This window comes from Butyrivibrio sp. AE2032, assembly GCF_000702965.1.
In genome coordinates, this window is the sequence record NZ_JNLF01000005.1 from 322,002 (window position 1) to 342,289 (window position 20,288).

A 20,288-nucleotide genomic window follows, 5' to 3' on the forward strand; every position below is an offset into this window, starting at 1 on the left:
AAGCTTACTCATCATCCAGCTTCAGTACGCTCATGAAGGCTTCCTGCGGCACTTCGACAGAACCTACCTGTCTCATACGCTTCTTGCCTTCCTTCTGCTTTTCGAGCAGTTTCTTCTTACGTGAGATATCGCCGCCGTAACACTTGGATGTAACGTCTTTTCGATATGCCTTGATCGTCTCGCGTGCGATTATCTTGCCGCCTATCGCAGCCTGTACAGGGATCTCGAACTGCTGCCTCGGGATATTCTCCTTGAGCTTCTCGCACATCCTTCTGCCTCTTGCATATGCTTTGTCGGAATGAACGATGAAAGACAGTGCGTCGACGGGGTCTCCGTTCAAGAGGATGTCGAGTTTTACCAGCTTGGATCTCTGATATCCTGCAGGCTCGTAATCCAGTGATGCATATCCTCTCGTGCGCGATTTGAGCGCATCGAAAAAGTCGTAGATTATCTCGTTTAACGGCATAAGGTAATGGAGCATTACCCTCTTTTCGTCGAGATACTTCATGTCAGTATATTCGCCGCGGCGCTCCTGACAGAGCTCCATGATGTTTCCTACATATTCCTTCGGCAGCATTATCGTCGCTTTGACAACAGGCTCTTCCATGTAATCGATCGATGCCGGATCTGGCATGTTCGTAGGGTTTGAACAGTCAACGCAGGAACCGTCTGTCAGATGTATCTTGTAGATAACCGAAGGAGCTGTGCTGATAAGATCGAGATTGAACTCTCTCTCGAGTCTTTCCTGGATTACCTCATAGTGCAAAAGACCCAGGAATCCGCATCTGAAACCGAAGCCAAGAGCTGCGGAAGTCTCTGCGTCAAAAGAGAGTGCCGCATCGTTCAGCCTGAGTTTTTCCAAAGCGTCCTTAAGGTCTCCGTATCTTGCACCGTCCACAGGATATATACCGCAGAATACCATCTGCTGTATGCCCTTATAGCCGATGAGAGGCTCACTTGCCGGATTCTCTGCAAGCGTTACGGTATCGCCCGGAGCCGTGTCCCTGACGTTCTTGATCGACGCGCAGATATATCCTACCTCGCCTGCCTTAAGGCTCTCGGTGGGTACCAGTTCACCCGGATGGAACATGCCGAGCTCGGTTACGGTAAACTCTTTTCCGGAATGCATCATCCTGATGCGGTCGCCTGTCTTTACGGTGCCGTTCTTGACTCTTACGCTGACGATAACGCCTTTGTATGAATCGTACTTTGAATCGAAAACGAGAGCTGCCAGAGGCTCATTCTCGTCGCCGTCCGGCGCCGGAAGATATTCGACTATCTTCTCCAATACCTCATCGATGTTGATGTCGCTTTTTGCCGAGATCAAGGGTGCATATGAAGCATCGATACCGATGTCATCCTCGATCTCCTGGCACACCTCTTCGGGTCTTGCCGAAGGAAGGTCTATCTTGTTGATAACGGGAAGCACTTCAAGATCGGCATCGACTGCGAGATAAACGTTTGCGAGAGTCTGCGCCTCAACGCCCTGTGAACTGTCGACAACGAGCACTGCGCCGTCGCATGCGGCAAGTGATCTTGAGACCTCATAGTTGAAGTCAACGTGGCCTGGTGTATCAATTAAATTGAGCAGATACGTCTTGCCGTTCGATGCAACGTATGGAAGTCTTACGGCCTGTGACTTGATGGTTATTCCGCGCTCGCGCTCGATATCCATGTTGTCCAGTATCTGGTCCTGCATCTCACGCTTTTCCCTTACATGCGTATGTTCGATCAGACGGTCTGCCAGAGTGGACTTGCCATGATCGATGTGCGCGATGATGCAGAAGTTTCTTATGTAATCTCTGTAGCTTTCACTCATTTGGTGTTCCTTTGTCAGATCAATCCGAAATCACTGAACGGATATACTCTGATAACGGCAATGCCTTTTATCCTGTCTACCGTGAACGGTCCGAGGTTGCGTGAATCGTTGCTTACGGGCCTGTTGTCGCCCATGCAGAAATATTCATCTTCTGCGAGCGTTATTTCGTTGTAGCCCTTCCTCATACCTGTTTCCATCACATATGTCGTTGTGCCTGCAGGCAGATAATTTTCCTGAAGGAGATAAAATTCCTCCGAATCAGCGGGCTTGATATAGACAGCACCGTCAGCGATCCTTATGGTCTCTCCGGGAAGACCTACGATCCTCTTAACAAGGTATTCCTTCCTCGTGTATCCTTCCATATTCTTGCCGTCGAGGATGACGATATCTCCTCTGTTGTATGACTTGAAATATGTCGCGATCTTCTGTGCGAAGATAACGTCGCCGGAACTCAGTGTCGGCACCATGGAATCGCCGTATACATTGTCTCTCTGCACGAGGAATACGACAATGAAGATACCGGCAAGGACACCGATGCAGATAGTACGGAGCCAGTCCAGGATCTCATATGCGGTAGTGCCCTTTTCGATCTTAAAGCCCTTCTTTTTCGCAGAGGCTCCGTCTCCGTTATCCGTCTTTTCTTCAGCGGAGATATCATTCTCCATCTCTTTCTTCTCTTCTTCGATCATAAATTATCCCCATTCTCAATATTTGTAGCTTTGATGGCAATGTTAAGTTCGTCAAGCTGCTTATCTGATACATATCCGGGAGCATCCATCATGACGTCCTGTGCGTTCTTGTTCATCGGGAAAGGGATTACCTCGCGGATGGTCTCTTCGCCCGAAAGGAGCATGACCATACGATCAACGCCGGGAGCGATGCCCGCATGCGGCGGAGCGCCGTAGCAGAATGCGTTGTACATTGCAGGGAACTTCTTCTTAACGTCTTCTTCGCCGAGTCTGACGAGCTCGAATGCCTTGATCATGATCTCAGGATCGTGGTTACGTACGGCGCCTGATGAGAGCTCGATACCGTTAACTACGAGATCGTACTGGTCTGCCATGATGGACAGAGGATCGATCTCGCCTCTTTCAGCCTTAAGGAGGACATCTAGTCCGCCGGAAGGCATGGAGAAAGGATTGTGGCAGAACTCGAGTTCGCCGGACTCCTCACCGATCTCATACATCGGGAAATCAACGATCCAGCAGAATGCGTACTGTTCCTTGTCCATGTGGCCCGGAACCGCAGCGCCGAATGTCTTTACGAGAACACCTGCCATCTTCTGTGCCTGGCCCTTATTGCCTGCAGAAAGAACAACGAGTGTATCAGGCTTAAGGCCGAGCTTGGCGATCACTTCATCCTTCTTGGGAGCTACGAACTTGGAAATGCCTCCGACGATCTCGCCGTTCTCATCTACTCTGAACCAGTAGCCCTTGCTTCCTGACTGGATCTCGCACTCACCCATAGTCTTGTCGATGAACTTGCGGCTCTCGTGGAAGTCAGAGATAACAACCGCCTTGATCTCGCCTTCTGCAAAAGGTGCGAACTCTTCAGTTCTCAAAAGATCCGTAACATCCGTAACCGTGAGGTCGATACGGAGATCGGGCTTATCCGTGCCGTACTTCTCCATAGCCTCAAGATAAGGAATGCGCATAAAAGGAGAGCCTGAAGCTCTGTTGTACTTACCGTACTTTGCGAAAACAGGAGGCAATACGTCTTCGATGATCGCGAAGACATCTTCCTGGCTAGCAAATGCCATCTCCATGTCGAGCTGATAGAACTCGCCCGGGCACCTGTCGCCTCTTGCGTCCTCATCTCTGAAGCAGGGTGCGATCTGGAAATATCTGTCGATGCCTGAAACCATCAGGAGCTGCTTGAACTGCTGGGGTGCCTGCGGCAATGCATAGAACTTGCCGGGATGCTTTCTTGCGGGAACGAGATAGTCTCTTGCGCCCTCAGGTGAAGATACCGTAAGGATAGGTGTCGTGATCTCCATGAAGTTGTGCTCGATCATGGCATTTCTCAAAGCTGCGATAACGTTGCTTCTCAGGATGAGATTCTTCTTTACCTCAGGATTACGGATATCGAGATATCTGTACTTAAGTCTTGCCGCTTCATCAGCTTCCCTGCTGTGGTTGATCTCGAAAGGAAGCTCGTTGTAACGGCAGCGTCCGAGCACAGTAACCTTCTCGGGAACGACTTCGATATCGCCTGTATCGAGCTTGGGATTCTTGGAGCTTCTTTCCCTGACTGTACCCTCGACGGTGATAGTTGACTCCTTGGTTATTGCCTTGAAAGTCTTCATCATCTCAGCCGTCTCGATGACTATCTGAGTTGTTCCGTAGAAATCACGGATAACAACGAATCCGAGCTCTGCGCCTACTTCACGGAAATTCTCGAGCCAGCCTGAAAGCTGTACTTTCTTTCCGGCATCAGCAAGCCTTAATTCTCCGCATGTATGTGTACGTGACTGCATTATATTACCTCCAGCAAATGCTTAACTTTTCTATGTTATTTTCCAGCAAGGAAATCACCGATGCCGTCAAGTTTAACGGTTGTCTCGGAACCGTCTGCCATATTCTTGACCTTTACTTCGCCGTTAGCGAGCTCATCGTCGCCGATAACGGCGAGGAACGGTATTCCCTGTTTGCCTGCATACTTCATCTGAGCCTTAAAAGATCTGCCTGCCATGTCTGTCTCACAGCCGATTCCTGCAAGTCTTAATGAATAGCAGATCTTGAGTGCTTCGATCTTTGCAGCTTCAGACATTGAAGCAATATAGATCTTCACATAAGAAGGCTTTTCCTTGAGCGCATTCTGAGCTTCGGTCTCCAGAAGGAGTCTTTCGACACCCATTGCAAATCCGATGCCGGGAGTAGCAGCTCCCCCGCAGTCTTCCACAAGTCCGTCGTATCTTCCGCCGCCGCAGATGGTCCCCTGCGTACCGACGTTCTCCGATACGAACTCGAAGACTGTTCTTGTATAGTAATCCAAACCTCTAACGATATTAGGGTCGATAGTGTAAGAAATGCCGATCGCTTCAAGTCTTGTCTTAAGGCCTTCGAAATGTGCCCTGCAATCGTCGCAGAGGTGATCTATGAGCCTGGGTGCATTCTTAACCAGATCCTTGCCTCCATCGACCTTGCAGTCGATCATGCGCAAAGGATTCTTCTCGAATCTTGCCTGGCAGTCCTCACACATCTCAGAAACATGAGGTCTGAAATAATCCTTCAGGAGCCTGTTATATTCTCCGCGGCAGTTGGGGCATCCAATGGAATTGATGTGCAGTGCGATATTCTTAAGTCCCATCTTCTTGAAGAAGACGTCAACTACGGAGATGATCTCCGCATCGATATCCGGGCCTGCCGCACCGAAAGACTCCAGACCGAACTGGTGGAACTCACGCATCCTGCCCTTCTGCATCTTCTCATAACGGAAAGCCGTGATGTTATAGAACATCCTGACAGGAGAAGGAAGGCTCGTCATACCGTTCTCGATAAAACTCCTGACAACACCGGCAGTACCTTCAGGTCTTAAGGTGATGCTCCTTCCGCCCTTATCCTCAAATGTGTACATTTCTTTGGTTACAACGTCCGTGGTATCACCGACACCTCTCTGGAACAGATCTGTCTGCTCGAAAGTCGGGATCCTGATCTCTTCATAGCCGAAGGAATGGCATACATCGGCAAAAACCTTCTCTGCGATCTGCCAATTGTGTATCTCTGAAGGAAGTATATCCCTCGTACCCTTCTGTGCTGCGTATCTCATGCTGTTCTCCTAAATCTTTTAAATAACAAGTAATTATAACAGAAAACAGGCGTCTTGATAAACAATTATCAGAGATCCCCATCTCAAAAAATCAAACAAACTGCTTAAGGCTGATTATTTCGGGACATTGGCAAATCCGTATCACAATTTCGCGGGTTTTATCAAAAAAGTCTTATTTTTTATCTGTTTTGCGGATATAATCGAATTACCAAATAAAACAGGAGGAATAGGGTATGAAAAATGATTTGACGAAAAATGCGATCTCTCTTCTGCTCTCATCGAGCATTCTGCTTGGCGGCGGTATCAGTGTCCTGGCTGATGAACAGTCATCCGGCGGATCAGATGTCATTGACGTGGAAGAAGATACGGTATCCGGGGAAGTAATGTACGGATCTGCATCTACTGAAATTGCAATTAATTCAACTAACTTCCCGGATAAGACATTCAGAGAGCTTCTCATGACATCCAAATATGATTCGGATGAAAACGGCTATCTGTCGGAGGAAGAGATCGAATACATAAAGAGGCTCAGTGTGGTAGATATGGATGTCTCTTCACTTAAAGGTATCGAATACTTAACCAATCTTTGCGAGCTTTATACCTATGGAACAGATCTGTCCTCGATCGATATATCCGCAAATCCCGGACTCCAGCTTGCTTATCAAAAGGGAGAGGAAACAGAATGGACCGACACCACCACAGAATATTCAGTTTATAACGAATCATGGGTATATCCTTACCGCTCGATCCTTGTTGACAATTCAACCATGGTCACTTCCTATAAAGATTATGGCTGGAAGAGTAATTCCAAAGGCTGGTGGTTCAAGAACGCAGACGGTTCTTATCCGAAGGATTGCATGAAATATATTGGCGGTTTCTTATACTGCTTTGACAAAGACGGTTACATCATCACCAACACATGGAAAGAGATCGATGGTAAATGGTACAGATTCAACGGCAGCGGTGAAGGTTGTTACGGATGGAATAAGATTAACGGCAAATGGTACTTCTTCGGTGTAAGTCAATATATGCTTACAGGCACCTATGTAACCATCTACGACTGGGATGTTTCGAGAGGTACTCACGATATAACCGTTTATTATGTAAACGAAGACGGTGTAATGCAGACGGGCTGGCAGCTCATCAAAGGCGAATGGCGTTACTTTAATAAGAGCGGCGTTATGCAGACAGGCTGGGTAAACGATTCCGGCAAATGGTACTATTTCGAAGATAAGAGCGGAGGCAGTGACTACATAGCCGCCAAAATGGTCACCGGCTGGAAACAGATAAACGGCACATGGTATTACTTCAAATCATCAGGCGCAATGGCCGAGAATGAATACTGCGACGGTTACTGGCTCAGTAAAGGCGGTGCCTGGAGCTATAAGCAAAGGGCATCCTGGAAGAAAGATTCAACCGGCTGGTGGTTCGGCGACGCAACCGGATGGTATGCAAAGAATCAGACACTTACGATCAACGGCAAGAGTTATAACTTCAACAGCGCAGGTTATTGCACCAATCCGTAAGTAAGAATACATAACAAAAGTAAACCTGCTAAGGGCTGTCTCAAAACATAATGAGACAGCCCTTATTGTTTCAGCAAGTGTGGCAGTTGCAGTTGATTGCAGAATTCTGACCTGTCTTTTCGACAGGTATCGAAATCGAAGTGATTATCTGCGTTTCGATACCTCGACTTTTGAAAGGTGAGATCGAAATTATCCCAAGATGAGGTTTTCTTGTGATTTGGGATAAAATTTGTGCTCGAAATTATCCCAAGATGAGGGTTTCTTGCGATTTGGGATAAAAATCGGACCGCAAATTATCCCAAGTGAAGCATTTTTAAGCTTTTGGGATAAATTCACCTCTGAAAAATATCCCACGGAGGCAATAATTCACGGTTTGGGATAAAATCGCCTGCAAGGAAAGCTACGATATCGTTTTCAATTATCAGCTTTTCTTTGCAATATATGCCATCCAGTCATTTCTGGACTGCTCGGCAACGATCTCCATTCCAGCAGCTTTCAGAGCCTCAACAACACGCTCTTTTTTGTTATTGATAATGCCCGAACATACGAAGATGCCGTCATCTGCAAGATCTGCGGGGATGTCGCACGCAATAGCGGCTATTACATCGGCGATGATGTTTGCGACTATCAGGTCGTAAGGCGCATTCTTAACGCTCTTTAGCTCACCCGTGTAGCATGTGATATTGGGGCATTCATTTATCGCGCAATTCTCTTCTGCGACCTTTACGGCCAGGGAATCTATATCCACGGCGTCAACGCTCTTCGCGCCAAGCTTGCTCGCTATTATGGCGAGGATGCCAGAACCCGTACCAAGATCCAGAACAGTCGTATCGGGCTTGATCACGCGGTCAAGGATCTCCGCGCACATCGCGGTCGTCTCATGCGTACCCGTGCCGAAAGCCGAACCCGGATCGAGGATTACCTTGAAGGCATCCTTTTCGAGCTCGGCGTCACCCTCTTCTATCCATGAGGGACAGATGACGATCCTGTCGGAGAGCTTAAACTCCTCGTAGTACTTCTTCCAGTTGTTCGCCCAATCTTCATCTGCAACATAGCGGAAACCTTCAAAGCCGGCACCGATGTCAAGGAATTCACCTATCCCGGCAAGGCGGCTCTTAATGAAATCCATAGCCTCAGCGGTAGGGAGCTCCTTGTCCGTGATGGAGCCGTATATCGTTCCGACACCGTCAGGGTTTGCAAATTCCTCGCTCTTTGCGCCCATGCGGATAATGCCGTCGTCAGTCTCGGCGAAATAGGCTTTAATCACCACGTCCTGACCATAGCTTTCGATCGTTCCGTCATCGCAGTAGCTCAAAGGATCGTTGTCTATCGTATTCCTGAACTCCTGCGGATCCTGTGATGCGATGCCGTCAGCGCCGACCTGCGCCAGCATCTCGCAAATCGCGTCGGAAGCTTCTTCTGTGGTCCTGATCGTGATCTCTGCCCATCTCATAGTCTTGCCCTCTCAAAATAAAGCGGGAACCGCAAAAGGATCCCCGCTTGATGACGTGAAATAATTACTTGAAAAGATTCTTTATCTTCTGGAAGAACTGGCTGCTCCTCATATAGTTGCGGTCTGTCAGCGTGTCATTGAACTGCTTTAAGAGCTGCTTCTGCTCGCGCGAAAGACCTGTCGGAACCTCAAGAACGAACTTGACGACATGGTCACCCTTCATGTTCGGATTGTTCTTGTTCGGCATTCCCTTGCCCCTCAGAGTGATGGTATCACCGGGCTGCGTTCCTTCCTTGAGAGAATATTTCTCCTTGCCGTAGATGGTCGGGACTTCGATCTCTCCGCCCAATGCGGCCTGTGCGAATGTTATAGGAACGTTGCAGGAAGTGTTGCTTCCGCTGCGCTCGAAAACATCGTGCTTCTTGACCTTGAACTCGATATAAAGATCACCGTAAGGTCCGCCGTTTGTACCGGGTTCACCCTCGCCTCTTACTGGAAGCATGTCGCCCGTATCGACACCGGCAGGAATATTAACGTTGATGGTCTTGACCGTCTTAAGTCTTCCCTTGCCCCTGCACTGTGAGCACGGTGTCTTGATAACTGTTCCTCTGCCTCCGCAGGTGGGACATCCCTTCGTGACCATGGTCATGCCAAAGAGGGTCTGCGTCTGCTGCTGTACTCTTCCCGCACCGCGGCAGGTCGGACATGTCTCCGGAGTCGTTCCGGGCTGTGCTCCTGAACCGTTGCAGGATTTGCAGATATCTTCCTTTGTCAGCTGGAATGACTTGGAAACGCCGAATGCCGCCTCCATGAACTCCAATGCCATGTGATACTTAAGATCAGCACCTCTCTGGGGACCCGTACGTCTTCTCGAGCTTCCTCCGAAGCCGCCTCCGAAGAACGTGCTGAATATGTCGCCCAAGTCAACATCGTAGCTGCCGTAGGCACCGCCGCCGCCTCCGCCGAATCCGTTGGGATCAACGCCTGCGTGACCGAACCTGTCGTACTTGGCTTTCTTATCAGGATCTGAAAGTACCGAATATGCTTCGTTTACTTCCTTGAACCTGGCCTCGGCCTCCTGGTCGCCCGGATGAAGGTCCGGGTGATATTTCTTGGCCTGCTGTCTGAAAGCCTTCTTTATCTCGTCGTCGGAAGCTCCTTTGCTTACTCCCAAGACTTCATAATAATCTCTAGGCAAAGAGGAATCCCTCCATTCTTTTTTTCGCTTTCCCTGCATAGATCAAAACCCGTGCAGAAAAATAGCAGTTACTTATATGCATTTATCCGGCACATCCTTTAGGAACGGAAGTGCCGGATTATTTTAGCAGATTTTATTCAGATTAGAAGTCGCCGCCTGCATTCTTGAAGCCGTCGCCTTCACCTGCATTGCCGCCTGTGGACTCAGTGCCGTAGCCTGCAAAATCTTCAGGATTGGGCTGAGCCTGAGGACCTGCTCCCGGAGCACCCTGTGCAGGACCTGCAGCCTGGTAGATTTTCTCGGAAAGCTTATAGAGAGCCTGTGTGAGCTCTTCAGTGCCCTTCTTCATCTCCTCTGTATTGTCCTGAGCGATAGCGCCCTTGAGCTTCTCAATGCATGCGTTTACCGGAGCCTTGTCAGCGTCAGAGATCTTGTCGCCGGCATCCTTCATGGTCTTTTCTGCCTGGAAGCAAGCTGTCTCTGCCTGGTTCTTGATCTCGACCTTCTCCTTGATGGCCTTATCTTCAGCTGCGTGCATCTCAGCTTCCTTAACAGCCTTCTGGATATCTTCCTCACTCATGTTGGAAGAAGACTGGATCGTGATCTTCTGCTCACGGCCTGTGCCCTTATCCTTAGCGCTTACGTTAACGATACCGTTAGCGTCGATATCGAATGTGACTTCGATCTGCGGAACACCACGGGGTGCAGGTGCGATACCGTCAAGGATGAAGTTTCCGAGTGTCTTATTGTATGCAGCCATCTCACGCTCACCCTGGAGTACGTGGACCTCAACCTGTGTCTGGCCGTCAGCTGCCGTGGAGAATACCTGGCTCTTCTTTGTAGGGATCGTCGTGTTACGCTCGATCATCTTTGTGCATACACCGCCCATTGTCTCGATACCGAGTGAAAGAGGTGTAACGTCGAGGAGAAGGAGTCCCTTAACATCACCTGTGAGGACTGCTGCCTGGATAGCTGCACCAATAGCAACGCACTCGTCAGGGTTGATGCCCTTGAAAGGCTCTTTGCCGAAGTAGTTCTTAACTGCATCCTGAACTGCGGGGATTCTTGTGGAACCGCCTACGAGGAGGATCTTGTCGATATCGGAAGGAGATACTGAAGCATCGCTCATTGCGCGCTTAACAGGATCCATTGTCTTCTGTACGAGGTCAGCTGTGAGCTCATCGAACTTGGCTCTCGTGAGAGTGATGTCCATGTGCTTAGGACCTGTTGCATCAGCTGTGATGTAAGGGAGATTGATGTTGGAAGATGTAACGCCGGAGAGCTCGATCTTAGCCTTCTCAGCTGCTTCTCTCAATCTCTGCATAGCCATACGGTCAGATCTTAAATCTACGCCGTCGGATGTCTTGAAAGACTCTACAAGGTAATCAACGATCTTGTTATCGAAGTCGTCGCCGCCGAGTCTGTTGTTACCTGCTGTTGCAAGAACCTCGAAAACGCCGTCTGCGATGTCGAGAACGGATACATCGAACGTACCGCCGCCCAAGTCGAATACGAGGATCTTCTGGTCGGATTCCTTATCGAGACCGTAAGCAAGGGAAGCTGCCGTAGGCTCGTTGATGATCCTCAATACCTCAAGACCTGCGATACGGCCTGCATCCTTTGTAGCCTGACGCTGAGAGTCTGTGAAGTAAGCAGGAACTGTGATAACAGCCTGTGTAACAGTTGTTCCGAGATAAGCCTCAGCATCGCTCTTGAGCTTTGAGAGGATCATTGCGGAGATCTCCTGAGGTGTGTACTGCTTATCGTCGATGGATACCTTATAGTTGGAACCCATCTCTCTCTTGATAGACTGGATCGTACGTTCAGGATTTGTAACTGCCTGTCTCTTGGCTACCTGTCCGATAAGACGCTCGCCTGTCTTTGTGAAACCTACTACTGAAGGTGTTGTTCTGTTGCCTTCGGGATTCGGGATGACTACTGTCTCCGAACCTTCCATAACTGCAACACATGAATTTGTAGTACCAAGGTCGATACCGATTACTTTTGCCATATTATTTTCCTCCTTGGTCCGTTACGGACCTGCAATTTATCTATCACTTAATTAAGTTTTCTTGCTCTCAAGGATCTTGTCTACGATGCCGTATTCAAGTGCTTCCTTAGCTGTCATCCAGTGGTCTCTGTCCGTATCCTTCATCAGAGTCTCCAGGTCCTTGCCGCAGTTGTCTGCGAGGATCTGGTTGAGTCTTACTCTCGTGTCCTTGATGTGGTCAGCAGCGATAAGGATCTCAGTTGCCTGGCCCTGTGCACCGCCCAAAGGCTGGTGGATCATGACTTCGGCGTTAGGAAGGATGCATCTCTTGCCCTTTGTGCCTGCCGAAAGAAGAACGGAACCCATCGAAGCTGCCATACCCATGCAGATCGTCTGGATGTCAGGCTTGATCAGACGCATGGTGTCGTAGATCATGAGACCGTCAGATACAGATCCTCCGGGGCTGTTGATGTAGAACTGGATGTCCTTATCGGGATCCTCTGCCTCAAGGAAGAGGAGCTGCGCCGTGATAAGGCTTGCAGTTACTGAGTTTACTTCCTCTGAAAGGATTACGATCCTCTCCTTGAGGAGTCTTGAATAAATGTCATAGGCGCGCTCGCCGCGGCCGGTTGTCTCGATTACTGTAGGAACCAAGCTAGATGTTATTCTATCCATGTTTACTCTCCTTTATTTTCAATTTTCTTAAACTTAGTTTGCGACCTGGACCTGAGCATGTCTGATGACTCTGTCCCTGTACTTGTAGCCCTTGGCAAAGACCATCGCGATCTCCTGTTCGCCGAGTTCTTCATCTTCCACATGCATCATCGCATCATGAAGGTTGGGATCGAACTTCATTCCGCGCTCTGCGGGGATCTCTTCAACGCCTATCTTTGTGAGCGTGTCCTGTGCCTGTCTTCCGACGAGTTCCATTCCCTGGATTATCTTCTCGAGAGAAGACCCGTCAGACTTCTTAGCGCCTTCGGTTGCTCTGTCAAGATTATCGATGAGCGTTAAGAATTCCTTTGTTACGCTTGCCACAGCATCAGCATAGAGGTTGTCCTTTTCCTTCTGTGTGCGTCTTCTGTAGTTGTCGTATTCTGCATAGAGGCTCATGTATCTTGCTTCGAGCTCGCTTGAAGCCTCGTCTGCCTTTGCTGCTTCCGGAGCCTGCTGCTCAGTCTGCTGTTCAGCGTTCTCCTGATCTTCCTGACCATTTGCGGAACCTTCTGCAGAAGCCTTGTCGGATGCTGCAGCATCCTCGACAGCCGAATTGTCGGCCTCAGCCTTTACGGGCTCGTCGTCGGCGCCGAAAATGATCTCTTCTCCATTGCTTGCCATTTATGTCTTTTCCTTTCGTTTATTGATCGTTCTTAAATGTATCAGATAAAATTCCGCATCTCTTTGTCGAGCTTCTTTTTAACGAAATCTATCTGCGATATGACCTTTGAATACAGCATTCTCTTGGGTCCTATTACTCCGATGTTTCCGGATACGGAATCTGTCAGATTGTATGTCGCCGTAATGAAGCTGCAGTCATCAAGACCTTCGAGCGTAATCTCCTGTCCGATCCTTATCATGAAGGAATCGTCTGCACCCTGCTTGCTGTTCTCCATCTCGTTTACGTATCCTGCAACCATTCCGGAATCGGAAAGAGTACCCAGAAGATCTCTTGCCCTTCCCATGGAACTGAAGTCAGGAAGACCCAGCATCCTGTGCTCGCCTTCGAGATAGATGTTGAGCTCATCTGCCTGCTTTATCGCTGCATAAGCCTCGTAAAGAACCTGCTTTAAGAGCGGCTCGGGGACCTCTGTTCCCTTGCCTGCGGACTCTACCGTTACGAGAGTGATCTCGTCTAAAGGCTTGCCCGTAAGGTTCTTCTCGATCGCGCCGGATATCTTCATGATCTGAGCGTCACTAAGAAAATTAGGGATCCTTACGACCTTATCCTTTACAACGCCTGCAGACAGGACCATTACGACCAGTGCTTTGCCGGGCTCGATCATGAGGATCTTGAGCTGCTTCAAAAAGCTCTTCTTAAGTCTCGGGCTCATTGCGAGGGATACGAAGCCTGTTGCCTCGGAAAGCGTATATGTGGCATTTTTGATAAGATCGGTGACTTCATTTACGCTGGAATCTATCCTCTTCTCGATCTCGAGCTGCTCTTTGGGAGACAGTTCCTCGATGGTCATGAGCGAGTTGACATATTCGCGGTAACCCTTGTCCGAAGGGATCCTTCCGGCAGATGTATGAGGCTTCTCGATGAGGCCCATATGCTCCAATTCTGCCATGTCATTACGGAGCGTAGCGGAGCTTACCTGGAAATTGTGGCGCTCGATGAGCGACTTGGAACCTACAGGTTCATTTGTTGATACATAGTCATCGACGATGGCATGCAAAACTTCTTTTTTGCGGTTGTCCAACGGCATCTTTTGGTCTCTCCCTTCTCCGATTAGCACTCTATCCCATCGAGTGCCAACAACAATATACTCTTAAAGTCAAAAATAGTCAAATGATTATTTGAGGGAAATCTGAGGCGGCCCATTTGCCTTGAAAAACGGCCTTTCCGGGAGGCCGCAGGGTGTCAGGATCCGTGCCGTTAAGAAAAATATCCCTTATTCCATTTTTCTCAAACTGCTTTATTATAGTACAGGCTTTAACAAAGCTGTCTTAACTTAACCTTAAACCGGAGGATCCATGAAAGGCATCGTTTTCGACATTGATGACACCCTGTACTGCAGACAGGACATGCTGGTACAGGCCGCCGAGAAAGTGCTCGGCGTTAAAGTCGGCGACTGGCGCGAGTTCATCAGGATCTTCTATGAGAAAAGCGACATAAACATGGCCGCTCTCGAATCAGGCGAGATCACGACCAGGGAAATAAACGGCTGGCGCTACAACGAGACGTTCAGGCTTATGGGACTTCCCTACGATGATGGCGACGGTGTACTGGCAGCAGACGCATATCTTGAACTTCAAAGCCACATGTTCATAAGCGAAGACATGAAGAAAGCGCTCGACGCTTTTGCCGCCGATAAGGAAACTGTACTGGCCATTCTCACCGCCGGCGAATCGAAGCACCAGCGCAACAAGGTCACGATGCTCGGCCTTAACAAATGGTTTTCGGATGAGAACGTGATAGTCACAGGAGAAGCAGGCTTTCCCAAACCCGATGTCAGATTATTCCGCCTGATGGAAGAACGCCTGGGATTATCTCCGGACGAACTCTGGATGATAGGCGATAATTACGACAAGGATATAACGGGCGCCATCAATTCCGGCTGGCATTCCCTCTGGATAAACAGAAGAGGTCTTCCCTCTCCTGAGAAGATGCCGGATATCGAAGTTCTCACCGACGAAGAACTTATCAAAGCTTTGAAGGGACTTCTTGATCTGTAAATAAAAACTGTCTCACAAGCGCAGTTAAACGCTTATGAGACAGCCATAATTCAGATTACAGCTCCTTATCAGAGATTTGGCATCTGGTCAGCCGTTACCTTCTCGATGACGACCGTGTTTGAGATGAAGCCCATATTGAGATGAGCCTTAGCATAAATGAATCTCTCTTCCGGTGTAACGTCAAACTCGATATCCTTACACTTTCTGCTTGCACCGTGAGTCATGTGAAGTTTGTAATGACCGTAGGGCACGGGGATCCTGATGGATTCGGCATTTGCAAGATGTCCCAAAGGATTCTCATTGAGATAGATTCCCATTCCGACTGCAATACCAAAAGGCGAACCCATACGGTAAATCTGGATGACACCATCCTCCGGAAGGACAAGCGGATTGCCGCAATTAGCACATGTACCGTTACCGGCAACATCTACGACATTCCCGCATGAAGGACATTTGATCCTGAGTAGCTGTGACATTTTTTATCTCCTATGATTTTGATTTGCTTTGAGATTATATCAGAGATCGTAATACATCTCATACTCCATGGGAGTAGGCATCGAGATGTGACGTCCGAGATCCTTCCTTCTGTTTGCGATCCAGATGTTTATGAGCTCGATCGGGAAAACGCCGCCTGCTGTGAGGAAGTCGTGATCCTTTTCGAGAGCCTTCAAAGCTGAACCCAAAGACTTAGGCAGACCCTTGATCTTTTTCTTGTCTTCATCAGAAAGATTAAAGAGGTTGAAGTCATATGGACCGTAGCCTTCCGCTTCGGGATCGATCTTATTCTTGATGCCGTCCAGACCCGCCATGAGGATGGCTGCATAGCAATAGTAAGGATTGCAGGTGGCATCAGGATTCCTGAGCTCGAATCTCTTCTTGTCAGGTGTCTTGGCATACGCAGGGATACGGATGACGGCACTTCTGTTGGCGGTCGCATAACCGATGGTTACGGGCGCTTCGAAGCCAGGAAGAAGTCTCTTGTAAGAATTCGTCGAAGGGTTCGAGAATGCGCAGATAGCCGAAACGTGTCTTAAGACGCCACCGATGAAGTAGAGCGCGGTCTGTGACAGACCCGAATATCCGTTCTCGTCGTAGAAGACCGGCTTGCCGTCCTTGAACATCAGCATATGGACATGCATTCCGGAACCTGCCTCCCCGTAGATCGGCTTAGGCATGAATGTGGCTGTCTTGCCTTCCTTAACTGCCTCGTTCCTGATGATATACTTTGTGAGCATTGTCTTGTCAGCCATCTCAGTCATTGGAGCGAACTCGACTTCAATCTCCATTTGCGCAGAGCCTACTTCGTGATGGTGATACTTGACCTTGATGCCCTGGTTCTCCATGAGCATGGATACGCGGGATCTGTAGTCATAAGCGATATCCTGCGGGGGAGCTGCATGATAGCCGCCCTGATGCGGTGTCTGGAAACCAAGACTGCCGTATTCGCCCGTATTCCAGAATGCTTCGGCACCGTCAAGTGTAAATCCGGAACTGTTGGGCTTATTTGCATATGTGACTTCGTCGAAAACATAGAACTCAAACTCAGGTCCTAGAAGAAATGTGTCGGCAACGCCTAATTCCTTCATGTATTCCTCAGCACGCTTGCTGACGTTTCTCGGTTCCTGATTGAAAGGGATATTGGCATCTTTGCCGATGATCCTGACATCGCCGATCATGGAAAGAGTCTTGATCTCGCAGAAATCGTCGATAGCTGCGCTCGAGAGATCAGGGATAAATACCATATCGCTCTTCTCGACCGGTGCAAAACCATAGTTGCTGCCGTCAAATCCTATTCCGGCTGTCATTGTAGATTCTGAGAACCTGTCTGCCGGGATCGTCAGATGATGCCATCTGCCGTTCAAGTCGATCATTCTGAAATCGATCATCTTGATGTCGTTTTCCTGAATGAAGTTCTTCGCTTCCTCAAAGTTACTTAGCATATATTCCACCTCCGCTAAAGTACAACAAACACTGACCCGGAATGTTGCTGCATATCCGGATCAACGCTTATCTTGTAAAATCATAGCATAGGGAATGTCAAAAAAACTTGTTCAGACTGGGGCAAAACGCCCTTTTTTGTAGGATAAAAAAAGCAATCTGCACAAGAACGTTATTTGTCTTTACGCCACATGATAAAAAACAGAAGGAGAAAGAGCGTAAACGGAAGCAAGGCCATCTCGAGAATAAGATCAGCATCGGTGAACAATTCAAACACAGCCATGTTCCGTCTCCCCCATCTCTTTTTCTAATACTATCACACCGGATGCATGAACATCACCAAATACAAGAACTTAACGATTTTCGCTTTTGTGTTCCTTCGTTATTGAGAAAGATCTCCGACAATGTAAAATAATAAAAATTAAATTGTGCGGGAGCATTATATGAAAGTTGAATTCGGCTACGGCAAAGGCATACAGACGGTAGACATCCCTGACAAGAATCTCGATCAGGTACTTGTAGCAAACGACATAGAACACGAAAGGCGCGGTCCTGATGCCGTCGTCTATGCGCTCGAAAACCCAATCGGTTCACCCAGGCTCAAGGATCTTGTAAAGCCTGGCCAGAAGATCTGCATCATAACGAGCGACATCTCAAGGCCTATTCCGAGCTTTGACGTAATCCCCTCCATCCTCGACGAGCTCTATCTTGCAGGATGCAAAAAGGAAGATATCTATGTTGTTTTCGCGCTCGGATCACACAGACCTCATACCGAAGAAGAAAAGAAAAGACTCGTCGGTGAGCGCGTTTACAGCGAAGTAAGATGCATCGACTCTGATCCTTCAGACTGCATCCACATGGGCGACACATCAAGAGGAACGCCCGTTGATATCACAAGAAGCGTTGCAGAAGCTGATTTCAGGATCGGCGTTGGCAATATCGAATTCCACTATTTCGCAGGATATTCAGGCGGCGCAAAGGCACTTATGCCCGGCGTCTCCACGCCTTCCGCGATCCAGGCCAACCACCGCATGATGGTAGACGAAAAGGCATGTGCGGGCAACCTCAACGGAAACCCGATCAGAGCAGACATCGAAGAATCGGAGACATTCTGCCATTTAAGCTTCATCGTCAACCCCATCCTCGACGAGCACAAGCATATCGTCTACTGCGTTGCAGGCGACGTTACAAAGGCTCACAGGGAAGGCTGCAAGTATCTTGATAAGATGTACAGAAAGCCCTTAAAGAGAAGGGCTGACATCGTTATAGTCTCACAGGGAGGCGCGCCCAAGGACGCCAACCTTTATCAGACACAGAAGGCTTTGGACAATTCAAAATATGCCGTGGCAGACGGCGGCACGATAATCGTTATCGGAGCCTGCAATGAAGGTCTCGGAAGCGCAAAATTCGAAGAATGGCTCACTACTGCAAACACCCCGGATGAACTTATCGAGAGAGTCGGAAAAGACTTCCAGTTAGGCGGCCACAAGGCAGCTGCTATCGCAATGGTATTAAAGCATGCAAAGATCGTTCTTATCTCCGAGATGGACGACGACTTTGTAAGATCGATATTCCTGGAACCGATGCACTCTGCACAGGAAGCATTCGACGAGGCTTACGCAAGATACGGCGAAGACTGCTCTGTCATCTGCATGCCGTTCGGCGGTGCAACACTGCCGATGCCGCCCGAAGAATAAATCTGATTGGCACGGGTTTGTAACAGAATAAGTATTACAATATGTTCTGTAGTACTAATTTTCGCGAGGTTTAACGATGGGCTGGGAAGCCGACTTCTTACTCTATATCCAGGAACACATCAGGTCTGATGTGCTTACTCCCTTCCTGACTTTTATAACACATACGGGAGATTACGGACTTGCACTGATAATCTTTGTAGTTGCAATTGTCCTCATCCCGAAAACAAGAAGATTCGGTATCATTACCGCAGTCAGCATCATTATCGAAACTCTCCTTACGAATCTCGTGATCAAGAACGCAGTCGCGAGGACAAGACCTTATGAGGTCATAGACGGCCTTGTATGCCTGGTAGGAAAACAGAAGGACTTTTCTTTCCCTTCCGGTCATTCCGGTGCGGCTTTCTCTGTAGCCATAGCCCTTTTTCTCATTGCGCTGTTAGGTCTTCCCGTGATCGGAGAGAACGGCAGCATCTCACGTTCCAAAACATCAACGGCATATAAGCTTGCGATCATCCCCGTCATCTTATATGCCGTCATCATCGCATTCTCAAGACTATATGTCGGAGTTCACTACCCGACGGATGTTATCGGAGGGATCCTTTTGGGCATCGGCTCCGGTGTAATAGCTTATTTTTCTTATCACTTTGCCATAAGAAAATTCCATGCTCTGAAAACAAACGGGGTGTCTCATAAGTGAAATGTTCACTTATAAGACATTGTCAAAGATAAGATCATCAACAATTCTTCCCTGGATCATTCCGTTCCGTCTTTCATCCGGTCCTTGTCGCTGACGACAAGTCCTAACAATTTCGCGTTTGTCGCAAGATCGAGCCTGCTCTCGAAACCAGTCTTCTCCATGATGTTCTGGATATGTCTCTTAACGGTATTGACTGATATCTGGAGTTTCTCGGCGATCTCCTCATTTGTCATGCTTGCCGTGAGTTCTCTTAAGATCTCAAGTTCACGTTCTGTGAGATCAGCCCTGGTGATTTTCCCGAAAGGCACCTTCGGCTGGTCCAGAGGATAGACAGACTCGCCTTTCATGGTCCTTTCCATGATCTCCAGAAGTCCGTGCTCATCATATTCCTTGTACCAGAAGCTCTCGATACCGGCCTGTTTTGCCTTCTCTTCCCAGCTGGTTTCCGATGTGGATGTCGTAAGGATCACTTTGATATCAGGATGCTCCTGCTTGATCTTTGTTGCTGCGGTAAGTCCGTCGACGCCGTCCTGCATCATGACGTCCATTATCAGCAGATCGATGCTCCTGCCTTCAACAAAATCTATTGCTTCCTGTGCAGTCCTGAGACCGGCTACAAGCACATAATCCGATGCGGCACGCACATACATCTCGAAGAAACCGCGGGAAATGTTCTGATCGTCTACAACAACGACTCGTGTCTTGGAAGTACTGTCAGACATACAGATCCGCCTTTCTTTTCAGTATTGATGATCAGACAAGTCCCCACAGCTTATCTGATACCACGCGTATATCGTATAGAAAAT

At 48.6% G+C, this 20,288-nt stretch carries 17 protein-coding genes; 4 read left to right on the forward strand and 13 right to left on the reverse strand.

What is annotated here, in order from left to right; all coding sequences use genetic code 11:
- Positions 1-4: 4 nt before the first annotated feature.
- From lepA to hisS, 4 genes are read right to left on the reverse strand one after another with little or no spacing between them, the layout of a single operon-like run.
- Complete coding sequence (gene lepA / locus BO18_RS19190) at positions 5-1,819, reverse strand: translation elongation factor 4 (protein ID WP_034449002.1); 1,815 nt, start codon at positions 1,817-1,819, stop codon at positions 5-7.
- Positions 1,820-1,833: 14 nt separating this feature from the next.
- Positions 1,834-2,508, reverse strand: a complete 675-nt coding sequence (gene lepB / locus BO18_RS19195) for a signal peptidase I (protein WP_051688953.1) — start codon at positions 2,506-2,508, stop codon at positions 1,834-1,836.
- Entirely contained in the window at positions 2,505-4,295 is a 1,791-nt protein-coding gene (gene aspS, locus BO18_RS19200; protein ID WP_081861152.1) for an aspartate--tRNA ligase, read from the reverse strand. The genes lepB and aspS overlap by 4 nt, the downstream gene beginning before the upstream one ends.
- A 35-nt stretch (positions 4,296-4,330) precedes the next feature.
- Complete coding sequence (hisS, locus tag BO18_RS19205) at positions 4,331-5,587, reverse strand: histidine--tRNA ligase (RefSeq protein WP_034449004.1); 1,257 nt, start codon at positions 5,585-5,587, stop codon at positions 4,331-4,333.
- A gap of 233 nt (positions 5,588-5,820) precedes the next feature.
- Here hisS and BO18_RS33115 point away from each other — a divergent pair, with 233 nt between their 5' ends.
- Positions 5,821-7,113 carry a hypothetical protein gene (locus BO18_RS33115; RefSeq protein ID WP_051688954.1) on the forward strand — a complete coding sequence of 431 codons (1,293 nt, stop codon included), beginning with the start codon at positions 5,821-5,823 and terminating at the stop codon, positions 7,111-7,113.
- 421 nt (positions 7,114-7,534) lie between these two features.
- On the opposite strand, the gene prmA is transcribed toward BO18_RS33115, so the two are convergent.
- The 6 genes from prmA to hrcA form a co-directional block, all read right to left on the reverse strand.
- Entirely contained in the window at positions 7,535-8,566 is a 1,032-nt protein-coding gene (gene prmA, locus BO18_RS19215) for a 50S ribosomal protein L11 methyltransferase (RefSeq protein ID WP_034449005.1), read from the reverse strand.
- Positions 8,567-8,630: 64 nt separating this feature from the next.
- Positions 8,631-9,764: a molecular chaperone DnaJ gene (gene dnaJ, locus BO18_RS19220; protein WP_034449006.1), complete on the reverse strand. Its 1,134-nt coding sequence runs from the start codon at positions 9,762-9,764 to the stop codon at positions 8,631-8,633.
- Between the two features lie 142 nt (positions 9,765-9,906).
- Positions 9,907-11,775, reverse strand: coding sequence for a molecular chaperone DnaK (dnaK, locus tag BO18_RS19225; RefSeq protein ID WP_051688956.1), 1,869 nt, complete (start codon positions 11,773-11,775; stop codon positions 9,907-9,909).
- Between the two features lie 51 nt (positions 11,776-11,826).
- Positions 11,827-12,429, reverse strand: coding sequence for an ATP-dependent Clp protease proteolytic subunit (locus BO18_RS19230; RefSeq protein ID WP_034449007.1), 603 nt, complete (start codon positions 12,427-12,429; stop codon positions 11,827-11,829).
- Between the two features lie 33 nt (positions 12,430-12,462).
- A complete protein-coding gene (locus tag BO18_RS19235) occupies positions 12,463-13,092 on the reverse strand; it encodes a nucleotide exchange factor GrpE (RefSeq protein WP_034449008.1) in 630 nt (209 codons plus the stop codon).
- A gap of 41 nt (positions 13,093-13,133) precedes the next feature.
- Positions 13,134-14,180: a heat-inducible transcriptional repressor HrcA gene (gene hrcA, locus BO18_RS19240; protein WP_051688957.1), complete on the reverse strand. Its 1,047-nt coding sequence runs from the start codon at positions 14,178-14,180 to the stop codon at positions 13,134-13,136.
- A 268-nt stretch (positions 14,181-14,448) separates the two neighbouring features.
- Between hrcA and BO18_RS33120 the strand changes: the two genes are divergently transcribed.
- A complete protein-coding gene (locus BO18_RS33120; protein WP_051688958.1) occupies positions 14,449-15,150 on the forward strand; it encodes an HAD family hydrolase in 702 nt (233 codons plus the stop codon).
- Between the two features lie 68 nt (positions 15,151-15,218).
- Here the strand turns inward: BO18_RS33120 and BO18_RS19250 are convergent, their stop codons facing one another.
- Positions 15,219-15,626 carry a hypothetical protein gene (locus BO18_RS19250; protein ID WP_034449009.1) on the reverse strand — a complete coding sequence of 136 codons (408 nt, stop codon included), beginning with the start codon at positions 15,624-15,626 and terminating at the stop codon, positions 15,219-15,221.
- Between the two features lie 39 nt (positions 15,627-15,665).
- The gene (glnA, locus tag BO18_RS19255; protein WP_034449010.1) at positions 15,666-17,090 is read right to left on the reverse strand and encodes a type I glutamate--ammonia ligase; all 1,425 of its coding nucleotides are present in this window, start codon (positions 17,088-17,090) and stop codon (positions 15,666-15,668) included.
- A gap of 441 nt (positions 17,091-17,531) precedes the next feature.
- On the opposite strand from glnA, the gene larA reads away from it, so the two are divergent.
- A complete protein-coding gene (larA, locus tag BO18_RS19260) occupies positions 17,532-18,785 on the forward strand; it encodes a nickel-dependent lactate racemase (RefSeq protein WP_034449011.1) in 1,254 nt (417 codons plus the stop codon).
- A 76-nt stretch (positions 18,786-18,861) separates the two neighbouring features.
- Positions 18,862-19,482, forward strand: coding sequence for a phosphatase PAP2 family protein (locus BO18_RS19265; RefSeq protein WP_051688959.1), 621 nt, complete (start codon positions 18,862-18,864; stop codon positions 19,480-19,482).
- Between the two features lie 56 nt (positions 19,483-19,538).
- On the opposite strand, the gene BO18_RS19270 is transcribed toward BO18_RS19265, so the two are convergent.
- A complete protein-coding gene (locus tag BO18_RS19270; RefSeq protein ID WP_034449012.1) occupies positions 19,539-20,204 on the reverse strand; it encodes a response regulator transcription factor in 666 nt (221 codons plus the stop codon).
- Positions 20,205-20,288 lie beyond the last annotated feature (84 nt).

Bases quoted from the DNA above. Each gene is read 5' to 3' on its own strand.
- dnaK (WP_051688956.1), bottom strand. From the start codon at position 11,775: ATGGCAAAAGTAATCGGTATCGACCTTGGTACTACAAATTCATGTGTT.
- glnA (WP_034449010.1), bottom strand. From the start codon at position 17,090: ATGCTAAGTAACTTTGAGGAAGCGAAGAACTTCATTCAGGAAAACGAC.
- BO18_RS19235 (WP_034449008.1), bottom strand. From the start codon at position 13,092: ATGGCAAGCAATGGAGAAGAGATCATTTTCGGCGCCGACGACGAGCCC.
- BO18_RS19265 (WP_051688959.1), top strand. From the start codon at position 18,862: ATGGGCTGGGAAGCCGACTTCTTACTCTATATCCAGGAACACATCAGG.
- lepB (WP_051688953.1), bottom strand. From the start codon at position 2,508: ATGATCGAAGAAGAGAAGAAAGAGATGGAGAATGATATCTCCGCTGAA.
- larA (WP_034449011.1), top strand. From the start codon at position 17,532: ATGAAAGTTGAATTCGGCTACGGCAAAGGCATACAGACGGTAGACATC.
- hrcA (WP_051688957.1), bottom strand. From the start codon at position 14,180: ATGCCGTTGGACAACCGCAAAAAAGAAGTTTTGCATGCCATCGTCGAT.
- BO18_RS19230 (WP_034449007.1), bottom strand. From the start codon at position 12,429: ATGGATAGAATAACATCTAGCTTGGTTCCTACAGTAATCGAGACAACC.
- aspS (WP_081861152.1), bottom strand. From the start codon at position 4,295: ATGCAGTCACGTACACATACATGCGGAGAATTAAGGCTTGCTGATGCC.
- BO18_RS19250 (WP_034449009.1), bottom strand. From the start codon at position 15,626: ATGTCACAGCTACTCAGGATCAAATGTCCTTCATGCGGGAATGTCGTA.
- BO18_RS33115 (WP_051688954.1), top strand. From the start codon at position 5,821: ATGAAAAATGATTTGACGAAAAATGCGATCTCTCTTCTGCTCTCATCG.
- hisS (WP_034449004.1), bottom strand. From the start codon at position 5,587: ATGAGATACGCAGCACAGAAGGGTACGAGGGATATACTTCCTTCAGAG.
- lepA (WP_034449002.1), bottom strand. From the start codon at position 1,819: ATGAGTGAAAGCTACAGAGATTACATAAGAAACTTCTGCATCATCGCG.
- prmA (WP_034449005.1), bottom strand. From the start codon at position 8,566: ATGAGATGGGCAGAGATCACGATCAGGACCACAGAAGAAGCTTCCGAC.
- BO18_RS33120 (WP_051688958.1), top strand. From the start codon at position 14,449: ATGAAAGGCATCGTTTTCGACATTGATGACACCCTGTACTGCAGACAG.
- BO18_RS19270 (WP_034449012.1), bottom strand. From the start codon at position 20,204: ATGTCTGACAGTACTTCCAAGACACGAGTCGTTGTTGTAGACGATCAG.